Here is a 15,999-nt window from a genome sequence, read left to right on the forward strand (position 1 = left end):
GACGATCAGTTAACCCACACGCGAGCATTACGGAACATGCGCATCCACGGCGCGTCTTCGTTCCAGTCTTCCGAACGCCACGAGTTCTGCACCGCACGGAACACACGCTCCGGGTGCGGCATCATGATCGTCACACGGCCGTCACGGCTGGTGAGGCCGGTGATCCCGCGCGGCGAGCCGTTCGGGTTGGCCGGATAGGCTTCGGTGACTTTGCCGTGGTTGTCGACAAAACGCATCGCCACGCAACCGGACAGATCGGCTTCCAGCAGTGCTTCTTCGCTGGCGAACTCGGCATGCCCTTCACCGTGGGCGATGGCGATCGGCATGCGCGAACCGGCCATGCCCTGCAGGAAGATCGAATTCGATTCCTGGATCTGCACCATCGCCACCCGCGCTTCGAACTGCTCGGAGCGGTTGCGCACGAAGTGCGGCCAGAACTCGCTGCCCGGGATCAGCTCGTGCAGGTTGGACATCATCTGGCAACCGTTGCACACGCCCAGCGTGAAGCTGTCGTTACGTTCGAAGAAGCCTTGGAACGCATCGCGGGCGCGGCTGTTGAACAGCGCCGACTTGGCCCAGCCTTCACCGGCGCCGAGCACGTCGCCGTAGGAGAAACCACCGCAGGCCACCAGGCCTTTGAACTCGTTGAGGTCGACACGACCGGCGAGGATATCGCTCATGTGCACGTCGATCGCGCTGAAACCGGCGCGGTCGAACGCGGCGGCCATTTCCACCTGACCGTTGACGCCCTGCTCACGCAGCACGGCAACCTGTGGGCGGATGCCTTTCTTGATGTAAGGCGCGGCGATGTCCTGATTGACGTCGTAGCTGAGCTTGACGCTCAGGCCCGGGTTGTCTTCTTCCAGCAGCGCGTCGAATTCCTGCTCGGCGCAGTCGGCGTTGTCGCGCAGACGCTGGATCTGGTAGCTGGTCTCGGCCCACTGACGTTGCAGCAGACGACGCTGGCCTTCGAACACGGTGTCACCGTTGAAGGTGATGTTGATCTGGCCATTGTTGATCGGCTGACCGATCACCGACACGCAGTCGCCCAGACCGGCGGCGCTGAATTGCGCGAGGATGTCCGGGGTGGCGTCCTGGCGAACCTGGATCACCGCACCGAGTTCTTCGTTGAACAGGATCGCGGCGATTTCCGAAGCGGATTCGGCAACGCTGTCCAGGTTCAGGCTCAGACCGCAGTGGCCGGCGAAGGCCATTTCCACCACGGAGGTCAGCAGACCACCATCGGAACGGTCGTGGTAAGCCAGCAGGTGACCGTCGGCGTTGAGGCCCTGGATCACCGCGAAGAAGGCTTTCAGGTCTTCGGCGTCATCGACGTCCGGCGCATGCTTGCCGAGTTTGCCGTGGACTTGCGCGAGGATCGATGCCCCCATGCGGTTCTGCCCGCGACCGAGGTCGATCAGGATCAGGTCAGTGGTACCCTTGTCCATGCGCAGTTCCGGGGTCAGGGTCTGACGGATGTCAGCCACTGGCGCGAAACCGGTGACGATCAGCGACATTGGCGAGGTGACGGTCTTGTCTTCGCCGTTGTCGTTCCAGCGCGTGGCCATGGACATCGAGTCCTTGCCCACAGGAATGGTGATGCCCAGCTCAGGGCAGAGCTCCATGCCGACCGCTTTTACGGTGTCATACAGACGCGCGTCTTCGCCCGGGTGGCCGGCCGCCGACATCCAGTTCGCCGACAGTTTGATGTCGGAGAGCTTGTTGATGCGCGAGGCAGCAATGTTGGTGATGGTTTCGCCGATGGCCATGCGGCCCGAGGCCGGCGCGTCCAGCAGAGCCAGCGGAGTACGCTCGCCCATCGCCATGGCTTCACCGGTGTAGACGTCGAAACTGGTGGCGGTGACGGCAACGTCGGCCACCGGCACTTGCCACGGGCCAACCATCTGGTCACGGGCAACGAGGCCGGTAATGGTGCGGTCGCCGATGGTGATCAGGAAGCTTTTGCTGGCCACGGCCGGATGATGCAGAACGCGTTCGATGGACTCGCTGATGTCGAGGTTCGACGGATCGAAGTCATCGCCCAGCTCGGCTTCGCGAACCACCGAACGGTGCATGCGCGGCGCCTTGCCCAGCAACACTTCCAGCGGCATGTCCACCGGGTTGTTGCCGAAGTGGCTGTCGGTCACGGTCAGTTGCGGTTCGGCAGTCGCTTCCCCGACTACGGCAAACGGGCAACGCTCGCGTTCGCAGATCGCCTGGAAGCGCTCGAAGTCTTCCGGGCCGACTGCCAGCACGTAACGTTCCTGGGATTCGTTCGACCAGATTTCGTGCGGGGCCATGCCCGGCTCGTCGTTTGGAATGTTGCGCAGTTCGAAACGGCCACCGCGGTCGCCGTCGTTGACCAGTTCCGGGAAGGCGTTGGACAGACCGCCCGCGCCGACGTCGTGGATGAAGCTGATCGGGTTCTTGTCGCCCAGTTGCCAGCAACGGTCGATGACTTCCTGGCAGCGGCGCTCCATTTCAGGGTTTTCACGCTGCACGGAAGCAAAATCCAGATCCGCCGAGCTGGTGCCGGTGGCCATCGACGAAGCCGCGCCGCCACCGAGACCGATCAACATCGCCGGGCCGCCGAGCACGATCAGCTTGGAGCCGACGACGATCTCGCCTTTCTTGACGTGTTCTTCGCGGATGTTGCCCATGCCGCCAGCGAGCATGATCGGCTTGTGGTAACCACGCACTTCGTCACCGTGCGGAGTGGTGATCGACTGTTCGAAGGTACGGAAATAGCCGGTCAGCGCCGGACGACCGAATTCGTTGTTGAACGCAGCGCCGCCGAGCGGGCCTTCGATCATGATGTCCAGCGCGGTGACGATGCGCTCAGGCTTGCCGTACGGCACTTCCCACGGCTGTTCGAAGCCAGGGATCTGCAGGTTCGATACGGTGAAACCGGTCAGGCCGGCCTTTGGCTTGGCGCCGCGACCGGTTGCACCTTCGTCACGGATCTCGCCACCGGAACCGGTGGATGCGCCCGGGAACGGCGCAATCGCGGTCGGGTGGTTGTGGGTTTCAACCTTCATCAGAATGTGCACCGGCTCCTGCACCGCGCCGTACTGGCGGGTTTCAGGATTCGGGAAGAAGCGGCCGGCGACGTTGCCGACGATCACCGAAGCGTTGTCCTTGTAAGCGGACAACACGCCTTCGCTGTGCATCTGATAGGTGTTCTTGATCATGCCGAACAGGCTTTTTTCCTGGCTCTGGCCGTCAATGTCCCAACTGGCGTTGAAGATCTTGTGGCGGCAGTGCTCGGAGTTGGCCTGGGCGAACATCATCAGTTCGATGTCGTGCGGGTTGCGCTTCAGACCATTGAAGGCGTTGACCAGATAGTCGATCTCGTCTTCGGCCAGGGCCAGGCCCAGCTCGGTGTTGGCCTTTTCCAGCGCGGCGCGGCCGCCACCGAGGATGTCGATGGCGGTCAGCGGCTTCGGCTCGGCATGGCTGAACAGACCGGCGGCCTGCTCGAGGTTGGCCAGCACGATCTGGGTCATGCGGTCATGCAGCGCGTCCGAAATCAGCTGGGCTTCGGCTTCGCTGAACTGCCCTGCAACATAGAAGGCGATACCGCGTTCCAGACGCTGGATCTTGCTCAGGCCGCAGTTGCGGGCGATGTCGCTGGCCTTGCTCGACCACGGCGAGATGGTGCCGAAACGCGGCAACACCAGAAACAGACGACCGGTCGGCTCTTGAACCGGAACACTTGGGCCGTACTTCAGAAGGCGCGCTAGCACCTGCTGTTCGTCGCCGGTCAGGACGCCGGTGACTTCGGCGAAGTGAGCGAATTCAGCATACAGGCCACTGACAGCTGGAACCTTCTGGCTCAGTTGCTCAAGGAGTTTGCTGTGGCGAAAGGCAGAAAGGGCAGGAGCGCCGCGCAGGATCAACATCTTCGGGACAGCCTCGGGAAGGGGTGTGCTTTGAGGCCGTGCATTCTAGCCTAAACCGACCTCAACATCACCCGAAACGCTACGCACGGTTGCACTCGGGTAGCAATCTGTGTTTCTGCCTTCGGGGTCAGGTAAATCAAGCCTTTCAGCGCGGCTTATTTTTACTGTAACAAAATGCCCTGAAGGCCCGTATTCAAGGGATTTCGTTCGATTTTGTGATCGCTAGCAGACTAGTCCTACGCTGTCGAGATATGGCGCCCGTGGCCGTTTGCGTATACTGCGCAGATGTTTTTCCCAACGGCTTTGCGTCCGCGATACGCCAAATGGTTGATCGCAACCGGACTCTTCCTGGTGCTCGGTGGCTGTGTTGATAAACCCAACACACTCGAGCGCGTAAAGGAGGACGGTGTGCTGCGCGTGGTTACCCGCAACAGCCCCGCCACCTACTTTCAGGATCGCAGCGGTGAAACCGGCTTTGAATACGAGCTGGTGAAGCGCTTCGCCGACGATTTGGGCGTCGAATTGAAGATCGAGACCGCCGACAACCTCGATGACCTGTTCAACCAGGTCGGCAAGCCGAACGGCCCGGTACTCGCGGCCGCCGGTCTGGTCAGCAGCGATGAACGCAAGAAGCAGGTGCGGTTCTCCCACTCCTACCTCGAAGTCACCCCGCAGATCATCTACCGCAACGGCCAGTCGCGCCCCACCGATCCGGCGGATCTGGTCGGCAAGAAGATCACCGTGCTCAAGGGCAGCACCCACGCCGAACAACTGGCCGCGCTGAAACAGAAATATCCCGGCATCGAATACGAAGAATCCGACGCGGTTGAAGTGGTCGATCTGCTGCGCATGGTCGATGAGGGCCAGATCGACCTGACACTGGTCGACTCCAACGAAGTGGCGATGAATCAGGTGTACTTCACCAACATCCGCGTGGCCTTCGACCTCGGCGACGCGCGCAGTCAGAGCTGGGCGGTCGGCCCGGGCGAAGACAACAGCCTGCTCAACGAAATCAACGCCTATCTGGACAAGGTGCAGAAAAACGGCACCCTGCAGCGCCTGAAAGATCGCTACTACGGCCACGTCGATGTCCTCGGTTACATGGGCGCCACCACCTTCGCCCAGCACTTGCAGCAGCGTCTGCCGAAATACGAACAGCACTTCAAGAATTACGCGAAGAAAGAGAAAGTCGACTGGCGCCTGCTGGCCGCCATCGGTTATCAGGAATCTCTGTGGCAGCCGACTGTGACCTCGAAAACCGGCGTACGCGGCTTGATGATGCTGACCCAGAACACCGCGCAGGCGATGGGCGTGTCCAACCGCCTCGATCCCAAGCAGAGCATCATGGGCGGCGCCAAGTACCTGGCTTATATGAAAGATCAGCTGGACGATTCGATCCAGGAACCGGATCGCACTTGGTTCGCCCTGGCGGCGTACAACGTCGGCAGTGGCCATCTGGATGACGCGCGCAAACTGGCGGCGAAGGAAGGCTTGAATCCGGACAAGTGGCTGGACGTGAAAAAGATCCTGCCGCGCCTCTCGCAGAAGCAGTGGTACAGCAAGACCCGCTACGGTTACGCCCGTGGCGGCGAGCCAGTGCACTTCGTAGCGAACATCCGTCGCTACTACGACATCCTGACCTGGGTGACCCAGCCGCAGCTTGAAGGCGATCAGGTGGCCGAGGGCAACCTGCATGTGCCGGCGATCGACAAGTCGAAACCGGCGCAAGAACCTGCCCCGCTTTAACCCACACCTCAAATCCAACTGTGGGAGCGAGCCTGCTCGCGAAAGCGTCGTGTCAGTCGACATAATCTTTGACTGATACATCGTTTTCGCGAGCAGGCTCGCTCCCACAGGGGTTTTGTGTAGCTGCTCAGGATTTGGCAGCAGCCAGAATCAGCGCTTTCATTTCCGATACGGCAGACTTGAAGCCAACGAACAACGCATGCGCCACCAGCGCGTGGCCGATGTTCAGCTCGTTGATGCCTTTGATCGCAGCCACGGCTTCAACGTTGTGGTAATGCAAGCCGTGACCGGCGTTAACGATCAAGCCTTGGGCCAGACCAAACGCAACGCCATCCGCCACACGCTTCAATTCCTCGGCCACTTCAGTCGGGGTTTCAGCATCGGCATAACGACCGGTGTGCAGCTCGACTGCCGGCGCACCGACGCGCTTGGAAGCCGCAATCTGCCGCTCGTCAGCATCGATAAACAGCGACACTTCGCTGCCGATCTTCGACAAGCGCTCGACCGCAGCCCTGATGCGCTCCTCCTGCCCCGCTACATCCAGACCGCCTTCGGTTGTCAGCTCCTGACGGGTTTCCGGGACCAGGCAGATGTGCGCCGGGCGAATGCGCTCAGCGAACGCCATCATTTCTTCGGTGACGCCCATTTCGAAGTTCATGCGGGTTTGCAGCACATCTTTGAGCAGCAGCACGTCACGCTCCTGGATGTGTCGGCGGTCTTCGCGCAGGTGCACGGTGATGCCATCAGCGCCCGCCTCTTCTGCATCCAGCGCCGCTTTGACCGGATCCGGGTAGCGCGTGCCACGGGCCTGACGCAGGGTGGCGACGTGGTCGATGTTCACGCCGAGAAGAATGCGATTGCTGCTGGTCACGGATGCGCTCCTGAATTGAGAGGTTCGGCGCACAGCATATCAGGGCTTGCGAAACAGCTCGCGACTGACAAGCGGACGCCCGCCCAAATGCACCGCCAGGGCCTGGCGCATCAGACGCTTGGCCGCCGACAGCGCACCGGGCGCCGACCAGTCGGCTTCGGCCATGGCCAGCAGTTCGGTACCGTTGAACAAGCCTGGTTGCAGCAGATACACCCTTTCGAGACCGGCATCGACTTGCAGGCGATAGAGACCGTCAGGTGCCACAGGCTCACCGTGCATATCGGTGTTCATCGAGAAGCCGTAGCCGAGATCATCCAGCAATCGCCATTCGAAGGAGCGCAACAATGGCTCCAGCGGTCGACCTTCGGCCAGCGCCAGCAAGGTCGCGGCGTAATGATCAAATACTGCAGGATGCGGATCCTCGGCAGGCAACAGGCGGATCAACAATTCGTTGAGGTAGAGACCGCTGAACAGCGCCTCGCCGTTGAGCCATGCCGAGGTGCCGGAGCTCTCCATGCGCCCGACATTCTTCAACTCACCCTTGCCACGGAACTCGACCTCCAGCGCCACGAACGGCCGTGCCAGAGTCCCGGCCTTGCCCCGCGCACTGCGCAACACCGCCCGCAGCCGACCTTGCGGCGTGAGGAAATCGACCAATGCGCTGGTTTCGCGATAGGCGCGCGAATGCAGGACGTAGGCGGGTTGGGCGGGAGGCGGGTTTTGCGACATTGAGTTCTCGATGAAGAAACGCGGTTTTACATACAACCCAAAACCACTGTGGGAGCGAGCCTGCTCGCGAAAGCGGAGTGACAGTCAACATCAATGCTGAATGTTACATCCCCTTCGCGAGCAGGCTCGCTCCCACAGTGAGTAGCGGTGTTTTCGAGATCGCTACTTACAGATCGCCATAACCCAGCGAACGCAGCGCGCGCTCGTCATCGGACCAGCCGCCCTTCACCTTGACCCACAGGTTGAGCATGATCTTGGAGTCGAACAGCAGCTCCATGTCCTTGCGCGCTTCGGTGCCGATGCGCTTGATGCGCTCGCCCTTGTCGCCAATGATGATTTTCTTCTGGCCGTCACGCTCGACGAGAATCAGCGCGTGGATGTGCAAGGTCTTGCCCTGCTGCTTGAATTCTTCGATTTCGACGGTGATCTGGTACGGCAGCTCGGCGCCCATCTGGCGCATGATTTTCTCGCGCACCAGTTCGGCGGCAAGGAAACGGCTGCTGCGGTCGGTGATCTGGTCTTCCGGGAAGAAGTGATCATTCTCCGGCAAGTGATCGGCGATGACCTTTTCCAGCGCTTCGAGGTTGTGCCCGTGCTGCGCGGAAATCGGGATGATCTGCGCGTTTGGCAGCTGTTCCTGCAACCAGCTCAGGTGTGGCATCAGCTCGGCTTTGTCTTCGATGCGATCGGTCTTGTTCAGCGCGACGATCAGCGGGCCGGTCACGTATTGCACACGCTCGAGCACCATCTGGTCTTCGTCGGTCCACTTGGTACGGTCGACGACGAAGATCACCACGTCGACATCTTTCAACGCCGCCGAAGCGGTTTTGTTCATGTAACGATTCAGGGCCTTTTCGCCACCCTTGTGCATGCCCGGGGTGTCGACGTAGATCGCCTGCACGTCGCCCTCGGTCTTGATCCCGAGCATGTTGTGGCGAGTGGTCTGCGGTTTGCGCGAAGTGATCGCGAGCTTCTGCCCAAGGATGTGGTTGAGCAGCGTCGACTTGCCGACGTTGGGACGGCCGACGATGGCAACGTAGCCACAGCGAGTTGCGTTTGTATCAGTCATTGCCATTCTCCACGCCCAGGGCAATCAGTGCTGCGGCGGCCGCTACCTGTTCGGCAATACGACGGCTCACACCCTGACCTCGGCTTTTTTCATTCAGTAAGACCACTTCGCATTCGACGAAGAAGGTTCGGCAGTGCGGTTCGCCCTGGATATCCACCACTTCGTAGCGTGGCAGTTCGCAACCGCGCGATTGCAGGTGTTCCTGCAAGCGGGTTTTCGGATCCTTGTTGGTGTCGACCAGCGTCAGCCCTTCGAATTCGCCGGCCAGCCAGGCCAGCACGCGCTCGCGGGCGACGTCCATGCCGGCATCGAGGTAGATCGCACCGATCAGAGCTTCGAGGGCATCGGCCAGAATGGATTCACGGCGGAAACCACCGCTCTTCAGTTCACCCGAACCCAGACGCAAATAATCACCGAGGTCGAAACCGCGAGCGAGTACGGCCAGGGTCTCACCTTTTACCAGCCGTGCGCGCAAACGCGACAACTGGCCTTCGCGGGCCAGCGGGAAGCGATCGAACAGCGCCTCGCCAGCGACGAAGTTGAGGATGGCATCACCGAGGAACTCCAGACGCTCGTTGTTGCGCCCGGCAAAACTGCGGTGCGTGAGGGCCAGCAGCATCAGCTCCTGATCCTTGAAGGTGTAACCGAGCTGGCGCTCGAGACGGCTTAGAGAAACGCTCACGGTTTACCCACGCTGAGTTCGTGGCTGGTTTCCACTGCCATCGCCGGGGTACGGCGCAGGCCTGGGACAATTAACGCTGTGTTCAAAAAATAAATCCTGGCGATTGCGAAGCCGATTGTGCCGGCTCCAGAAATGCATTCGGCGCTGTGGTCAACAGCGCCGTGTTTGATTACTTGATCAGGCCAACCCGCGAGAAATTCGGCAGGTGGCTGAGTTTCGGCTCTGGCCAGCTCATCCAGACCGCGAAGGCCTTGCCGACAATATTCTTGTCGGGAACCATACCCAGCAGATCCTTGGGAATGTTCGGATCATCCCAGTAGCGGCTGTCATTCGAATTGTCGCGGTTGTCGCCCATCATGAAGTAGTGCCCGGCAGGCACTGTCCACGAACGGTCCGGGGTGGCGCGGTAACGGCTCATTTCCTTGCGGATCAGGTGCTCGGCTGCGCCGAGTTTTTCCTGATAGAGCTCCGCGCTGCCCAGCGAACCCGCTTCGGCGCCGACCATCTTCTCGGCAATCGACTCGCCGTTGACCAACAGACGCTTGTCGGCGGTGTAACGCACCGTGTCACCGGGCAGGCCGACCACACGCTTGATGTAGTTGACGTTCGGGTCGCTCGGGTAGCGGAACACCATCACATCGCCGCGCTGCGGGTCACCGACTTCGATGATCTTCTTGTCGATCACCGGCAGACGGATGCCGTAGGAAAACTTGTTCACCAGAATGAAGTCGCCGACATCCAGGGTCGGTTTCATCGAGCCGGACGGGATCTGGAACGGCTCCACCAGGAACGAACGCAGCACCAGCACGATGAACAGCACCGGAAAGAACGACTTGCCGTATTCAACCAGCAGCGGCTCTTTGTTCAGCTTCTCGACCACCACAGGCTCGGGCTGGCTGACACTGCCTTGATAAGAGGCAATGGCAGCACGCCGACGCGGTGCCAGGAACAGCAGATCAAGCAACGCCAACAGGCCGCAGACGAACACGGCGATGACCAGCAACAGCGGGAAATTTAGCGACATAGGACCTGATTATTCCAACCTGAGCACGGCGAGGAAGGCTTCCTGTGGAATTTCCACGTTGCCGACCTGTTTCATGCGTTTCTTACCGGCCTTCTGCTTCTCGAGCAGTTTCTTCTTACGACTGACGTCACCGCCGTAGCATTTGGCCAATACGTTCTTTCTGAGCGCCTTGACGGTTGTCCGGGCCACGATCTGACCACCAATGGCAGCCTGAATCGCCACGTCGAACATCTGACGAGGAATCAGTTCTTTCATCTTCTCGGTCAACTGGCGACCTTTGAAGTGCGAATTGTCACGGTGCACGATCAATGCCAGGGCATCGACCTTGTCGCCGTTGATCAGCACGTCCAGTTTCACCAGATTAGCCGATTGGTAACGATCGAAATGGTAGTCCAGCGAAGCATAGCCGCGGCTGGTGGATTTGAGACGGTCGAAGAAGTCCAGGACCACTTCGTTCATCGGCAGGTCGTAGGTCACTTGCACCTGATTGCCGAGGAACAGCATGTCGACCTGAACACCGCGTTTCTCGATGCACAGGGTGATCACGTTACCCAAGTGTTCCTGCGGTACGAGGATATTGGCGCGCACGATTGGCTCGCGCATGTCCTCGATCGCCGACACGTCCGGAAGCTTCGACGGGTTGTCGACGTAAATCGTTTCACCGGTTTTCAGCACCAGCTCGAAAATTACCGTCGGCGCGGTGGTGATCAGGTCCAGGTCGTACTCGCGCTCGAGGCGCTCCTGGATGATCTCCATGTGCAGCATGCCGAGGAAGCCGCAACGGAAGCCGAAGCCCAGGGCGTCGGAGCTTTCCGGGGTGTACTGCAGCGACGAGTCGTTCAGGGTCAGCTTCTGCAGCGCTTCGCGGAAATCCTCGAAGTCGTCGGAACTGACCGGGAACAGACCGGCGTAAACCTGTGGCTGAATGCGTTTGAAGCCCGGCAGCACCGGAACGTCCGGCGTGGAGCTCAGGGTCAGGGTGTCACCGACCGGCGCACCGTGAATGTCCTTGATGCTGGCGATGATGAAGCCCACTTCGCCGGCCTTCAGATCAACGGTGGCGGTGTGTTTAGGGTTGAACACGCCGACGCTGTCGACCAGGTGCACCTTGCCGGTGGACTTGACCAGAATCTTGTCGCCCTTCTTCACACGGCCGTGGCGCACGCGTACCAGGGAAACAACGCCCAGGTAGTTGTCGAACCAGGAGTCGATGATCAACGCTTGCAGCGGATCTTCGATATTGCCGGTCGGCGCAGGGATGGTGTGCACCAGACGCTCGAGCACTTCGTCGACACCCAGGCCGGTCTTGGCGCTGCAGGTGACGGCGTCGGTAGCGTCGATGCCGATGATCTTCTCGATCTCGTCCTTGACGCGATCCGGCTCGGCCTGTGGCAGGTCGATCTTGTTCAGGACCGGCATGACCTCCAGGCCCTGCTCGATGGCGGTGTAGCAGTTGGCCACGGACTGGGCTTCGACGCCCTGCCCCGCATCGACCACCAGCAAGGCACCTTCGCACGCGGCCAGGGAACGGCTGACTTCATAGGTGAAGTCGACGTGGCCCGGGGTGTCAATGAAGTTCAGCTGGTAGGTGATGCCGTCTTTGGCTTTGTAATAGAGGGTAACGCTGTGGGCCTTGATGGTGATCCCGCGTTCACGCTCAAGATCCATGGAATCCAGTACCTGGGCTTCCATTTCACGCTCGGCCAGGCCGCCGCACATCTGGATGAAACGGTCAGCCAGCGTCGACTTGCCATGGTCAATGTGGGCGATGATGGAGAAATTGCGGATATGACTCAAATCACTCACGGATCAACACTCAAAAAGGCTGCAGGCTTGGCCCGCCGAAAAATAGCCGGGAATTGTACCTGATACACGGCGCAAGCGTCACGTTCGCCTGTCACCCGGATCGCATGCAAAAACGCCCCGGTCTGGCGACCGAGGCGTTTTCAGGGTTCAAGCGCTGAATGAAAGCTTGTTCATCAGCCCGCGCGTCTGAGCAGCCAGACGCCCGCCAGCGCACACACGCCGGCCGGCACCAGCACCGCAAACAGCGGCGAGAAACCGAACACCAGACTCGATGGCCCCAGCAGATCCTGGACGATGCGGAAGGTGAAGCCCACCAGCACACCGGTGAAGACCCGCTGACCAAGGGTCACCGAACGCAGCGGGCCAAAGATGAACGAGATCGCCATCAGCACCAGCGCGGCGGTCACCAGCGGCTGCAACACCTTGACCCAAAATGCCAGCCAGTAACGGCCGTTGCTCAGGCCTTGCTCGGCCAAATAGTGGATGTAGCCCCACAGACCGCTGATCGACAGCGATTCCGGCGCCATGACTACGGTGCTGAGCAGTTGCGGGCTCAACGCCACGTCCCACTCCTCGCTCGGGGCGTTGACGACCTCGGTGCTGCGCTCGTGGAACAGCGTGGTGGCAACGTCGGTGAGTTGCCACTTGCTGCCGTCAAACTCAGCCTTTTTGGCGAAGCTGGAGCTGAGCAGATGGCGTTCCTTGTCGAAGTGATAGCGCGTCACGCCGTACAACAGACCGTTCGGTTGAACGGCGTTGATGTGGATGAATTCCTCACCCTGACGGTGCCACATACCGTGTTTGGCGCTTTGCGCATCGCCGCTGCCCTGGGCCAGCGAGCGATTGGCCTGGGCCATGCTTTCGGTGGCCGGGGCGACGTATTCGCCAATCAGCACGCCGGCGAGCATCAGCACCAGCATCGGTTTCATGACAGCCCAGACGATACGGCCGATCGACACGCCAGCAGCGCGCATGACCGTCAGCTCACTGCTGCTGGCCAGACTGCCGAGGCCGATCAGGCACCCGATCAATGCGGCCATCGGCAGCATTTCATAGAGCCGGCGCGGTGCGGTGAGCAATACAAAACCGAGCACGTCGACCAAGGTGTATGTGTCGCTGACGTCGCCCATTTCATCGATGAAGGCAAACAGCGTCGCCAGGCCGAGGATGATCGCCAGCACGGCGATGATCGCCATGAACACGCTGCTGCCGATATAGCGGTCGAGTTTAACCACGGGCCACCTCCAGCGCAGCACTGCGACGGCTGGCCAGCTTCAGGCGCAGCGGCTCCCAATAAAGCAGGCCGAGGCCGATCACCAGGAAGATCGCGTGTACCCACCACAGGCCGAGGGCTGGCGGAATCTTGCCTTTTTCAAGGGCGCCGCGAGCGGCAATCAGGATGGTCAGGTAAGCCATATAAAGAAGAATCGCCGGCAGCAGCTTGAGGAAACGCCCCTGACGCGGATTCACCCGCGACAGCGGCACCGCCATCAGGGTCACGATGAATACCAGCAGAGGCAGGGACATGCGCCATTGCAGCTCGGTTTTTGAACGGATGTCATCACTGCCCCACAGGGACGAGGTCGGCATTGCATCGCGATCGGTGACTTCTTCGCTGACGTCCGGCTTGGGCAGCAGCACGCCGTAGGTTTCGTAATGAATGGCGCGGTAATCGGCCTGCCCGGGGCTGCCGTCATAGCGGTAACCGTTATCGAGGATCAGGTAGCGATTGCCATCGGGGCGGATTTCCTGACGGCCAGACTCGGCCACCAGCACGGAAATCCCGCGATCCTTCTTATCGGCGCCGAGGTTCTTCTGCGAAATGAACACGCTACCGAGATTGACGCGGTCGTCGCTCAGGGTTTCGGTGTAAGTCACTCGAGTACCGTCACGCAAGGCCTGGAAGCGGCCCGGTTCGAGGGTATCGAACTCGGTCAGCGCGTCCTGCTTGTTCAGCAGCAACTGAAACTGGTTGGCTCCCTGCGGAGCCAGGCCGAGGCTCAGCCACGCCACCACCAGTGCCACCAGCGTTGCCGGAAAAAGGGTCATGCGAAACAGCTTCTGCTGGCTCATGCCGGTGGCCGAGAGCACGGTCATTTCGCTTTCGAGGTACAGGCGACCGTAGGCCAGCAGGATCCCGAGGAACAGGCCCAGCGGCAGAATCAGTTGCAGGAAACCCGGCAGACGAAAGCCCATGATCAGGAACAGCGAGCCCGGATCGAGCTGACCGGCCGCAGCCTGCGCCAGGTATTTGATGAAGCGACCGCTCATGATGATGACCAGCAGCACGGCACTTACGGCGCTGAGGGTCAACAGGACTTCGCGGGACAGATAACGGAAGACGATCAAACCAGACACTCCAGGGTTGTCAGGCTAAGGCGGCCAAACAAGCAAACACATCGACCGGCCCGCCATGCAGAGCGGTCGAAAAAAGATGCGGCATTATCCTGTGATTGGGTGCGCCTGTCACTGCGCACACTCATCCATCTCTGTAATCCTTTGCTGAGGGTTGTCAGGCGCAGGGAGCGAGGTTCAAACTGCGGCCCTTGTCGCAGGCTTTGGCCTGCGCCTCTTCTATCTATAAGCAGGCGACTGCGGACAACGTCGAACGCCTGCGTGTTGACCATTCATTCAGGGATCCGGACATGGAACTGGTTGTAAAAAGCGTTAGCCCAGAAACGTTGAAAACCGCCACCCTGGTGGTTGCCGTCGGCGAAGGCCGCAAACTCGGTGTCGCCGCCAGACTGGTCGACGAGTCGAGCGGTGGCGCGATCAGCGCCGTGCTCAAGCGTGGCGACCTGGCCGGCAAGGTCGGTCAGAGCCTGCTGCTGCACAGCCTGCCGAACCTGAAAGCCGAGCGCGTGTTGCTGGTCGGTGTGGGCAAGGACGAAGAACTGGGCGACCGTCCGTTCCGCAAAATCGTTGCCGGCATCCTCAACACCCTCAAAGGCTTGGGCGGCGGTGACGCCGTGCTGGCGCTGGATGAAGTCATCGTCAAAGGTCGCGACAGCTACGGCAAGACTCGCCTGCTGGCAGAAACCCTGGTCGACGGCGGCTACACCTTCGACCAGTTCAAGAGCCAGAAAGCCGAACCGCGCGCCCTGAAGAAAATCACCCTGCTGACCATCAAGGCTGCGCAAGCCGAAGTGCAGCGTGCCGTGAACCACGCCACCGCCATCGCCAACGGCATGGCCCTCACCCGCGATCTGGGCAACCTGCCACCGAACATCTGCCACCCGACCTTCATGGGCGAACAGGCGAAGAACCTGGGCAAAGAGTTCAAGGATCTGAAAGTCGAAGTACTCGACGAGAAGAAGATCAAATCCCTCGGCATGGGCTCGTTCTACGCCGTGGGCCAGGGCAGCGCCCAGCCGCCGCGCCTGATCGTCATGCAATACAACGGCGGCAAGAAATCCGAGAAGCCATACGCGCTGGTCGGCAAAGGCATCACCTTCGACACCGGCGGCATCAGCCTGAAGCCGGGCGCCGGCATGGACGAGATGAAATACGACATGGGCGGCGCTGCCTCCGTGTTCGGGACCTTGCGCGCAGTGCTTGAGCTGAAACTGCCGATCAATCTGGTGTGCATCCTCGCCTGCGCCGAAAACATGCCGAGCGGCAATGCTTCGCGGCCGGGCGATATCGTCACCACCATGAGCGGCCAGACCGTGGAAATCCTCAACACCGACGCCGAAGGCCGTCTGGTGCTGTGCGATGCACTGACCTACGCCGAGCGCTTCAAGCCACAAGCGGTGATCGACATCGCCACCCTGACCGGTGCTTGCGTAGTTGCCTTGGGCGCGCACACGTCCGGCCTGCTGGGCAACAACGACGAGCTGATCGACCAACTGCTCAGCGCCGGCAAGGCTGCCGACGACCGCGCCTGGCAACTGCCGCTGTTCGATGAGTATCAAGAGCAACTGGACAGCCCGTTCGCCGACATCGCCAACATTGGCGGGCCGAAGGCAGGCACCATCACTGCCGCCTGCTTCCTGTCGCGCTTCACCAAGAACCTCAACTGGGCGCACCTGGACATCGCCGGCACGGCATGGACCAGCGGCGGCAAGGACAAAGGCGCCACCGGCCGTCCGGTTCCACTGCTGACCCAGTACCTGCTCGATCGCGCCAAGGCCTGAAACCGCTGAAAGGTGGCGTCACTCTCGGGTGACG

Annotated in this window: 11 protein-coding genes; 2 read left to right on the top strand and 9 right to left on the bottom strand. The window is 60.7% G+C overall.

All coding sequences use genetic code 11. The features are described from left to right. Positions 1–5 precede the first annotated feature (5 nt). Positions 6–3,902: a phosphoribosylformylglycinamidine synthase gene (purL, locus tag JWU58_RS22545; RefSeq protein WP_024011705.1), complete on the bottom strand. Its 3,897-nt coding sequence runs from the start codon at positions 3,900–3,902 to the stop codon at positions 6–8. 285 nt (positions 3,903–4,187) lie between these two features. Between purL and mltF the strand changes: the two genes are divergently transcribed. After that, the gene (gene mltF / locus JWU58_RS22550; protein ID WP_024011704.1) at positions 4,188–5,648 is read left to right on the top strand and encodes a membrane-bound lytic murein transglycosylase MltF; all 1,461 of its coding nucleotides are present in this window, start codon (positions 4,188–4,190) and stop codon (positions 5,646–5,648) included. Between the two features lie 127 nt (positions 5,649–5,775). Here the strand turns inward: mltF and pdxJ are convergent, their stop codons facing one another. The 8 genes from pdxJ to lptF all read right to left on the bottom strand — a co-directional run bounded on the left by pdxJ (position 5,776) and on the right by lptF (position 14,178). Further along, entirely contained in the window at positions 5,776–6,519 is a 744-nt protein-coding gene (gene pdxJ / locus JWU58_RS22555; RefSeq protein ID WP_206421013.1) for a pyridoxine 5'-phosphate synthase, read from the bottom strand. 39 nt (positions 6,520–6,558) lie between these two features. Further along, the gene (recO, locus tag JWU58_RS22560) at positions 6,559–7,248 is read right to left on the bottom strand and encodes a DNA repair protein RecO (protein ID WP_016771561.1); all 690 of its coding nucleotides are present in this window, start codon (positions 7,246–7,248) and stop codon (positions 6,559–6,561) included. A 166-nt stretch (positions 7,249–7,414) separates the two neighbouring features. Beyond that, positions 7,415–8,317, bottom strand: coding sequence for a GTPase Era (gene era, locus JWU58_RS22565; protein ID WP_016771562.1), 903 nt, complete (start codon positions 8,315–8,317; stop codon positions 7,415–7,417). Next, entirely contained in the window at positions 8,310–8,999 is a 690-nt protein-coding gene (rnc, locus tag JWU58_RS22570; RefSeq protein ID WP_024011703.1) for a ribonuclease III, read from the bottom strand. Before rnc ends, era begins: the two co-directional genes overlap by 8 nt. 169 nt (positions 9,000–9,168) lie before the next feature. Continuing rightward, positions 9,169–10,023, bottom strand: a complete 855-nt coding sequence (gene lepB, locus JWU58_RS22575) for a signal peptidase I (protein WP_122508283.1) — start codon at positions 10,021–10,023, stop codon at positions 9,169–9,171. Positions 10,024–10,032: 9 nt separating this feature from the next. After that, the gene (gene lepA / locus JWU58_RS22580; RefSeq protein ID WP_016771564.1) at positions 10,033–11,829 is read right to left on the bottom strand and encodes a translation elongation factor 4; all 1,797 of its coding nucleotides are present in this window, start codon (positions 11,827–11,829) and stop codon (positions 10,033–10,035) included. Between the two features lie 173 nt (positions 11,830–12,002). Continuing rightward, positions 12,003–13,064 carry an LPS export ABC transporter permease LptG gene (gene lptG / locus JWU58_RS22585; RefSeq protein WP_016771565.1) on the bottom strand — a complete coding sequence of 354 codons (1,062 nt, stop codon included), beginning with the start codon at positions 13,062–13,064 and terminating at the stop codon, positions 12,003–12,005. Further along, a complete protein-coding gene (lptF, locus tag JWU58_RS22590; protein WP_016771566.1) occupies positions 13,057–14,178 on the bottom strand; it encodes an LPS export ABC transporter permease LptF in 1,122 nt (373 codons plus the stop codon). Before lptF ends, lptG begins: the two co-directional genes overlap by 8 nt. Before the next feature lie 296 nt (positions 14,179–14,474). Between lptF and JWU58_RS22595 the strand changes: the two genes are divergently transcribed. Continuing rightward, positions 14,475–15,965, top strand: coding sequence for a leucyl aminopeptidase (locus tag JWU58_RS22595; protein ID WP_123443486.1), 1,491 nt, complete (start codon positions 14,475–14,477; stop codon positions 15,963–15,965). Positions 15,966–15,999 lie beyond the last annotated feature (34 nt).

The organism is Pseudomonas atacamensis (assembly GCF_017167965.1).
GTDB lineage: Bacteria > Pseudomonadota > Gammaproteobacteria > Pseudomonadales > Pseudomonadaceae > Aquipseudomonas > Aquipseudomonas atacamensis.

Bases quoted from the DNA above. Each gene is read 5' to 3' on its own strand.
- purL (WP_024011705.1), bottom strand. From the start codon at position 3,902: ATGTTGATCCTGCGCGGCGCTCCTGCCCTTTCTGCCTTTCGCCACAGC.
- mltF (WP_024011704.1), top strand. From the start codon at position 4,188: ATGTTTTTCCCAACGGCTTTGCGTCCGCGATACGCCAAATGGTTGATC.
- recO (WP_016771561.1), bottom strand. From the start codon at position 7,248: ATGTCGCAAAACCCGCCTCCCGCCCAACCCGCCTACGTCCTGCATTCG.
- era (WP_016771562.1), bottom strand. From the start codon at position 8,317: ATGACTGATACAAACGCAACTCGCTGTGGCTACGTTGCCATCGTCGGC.
- lepB (WP_122508283.1), bottom strand. From the start codon at position 10,023: ATGTCGCTAAATTTCCCGCTGTTGCTGGTCATCGCCGTGTTCGTCTGC.
- JWU58_RS22595 (WP_123443486.1), top strand. From the start codon at position 14,475: ATGGAACTGGTTGTAAAAAGCGTTAGCCCAGAAACGTTGAAAACCGCC.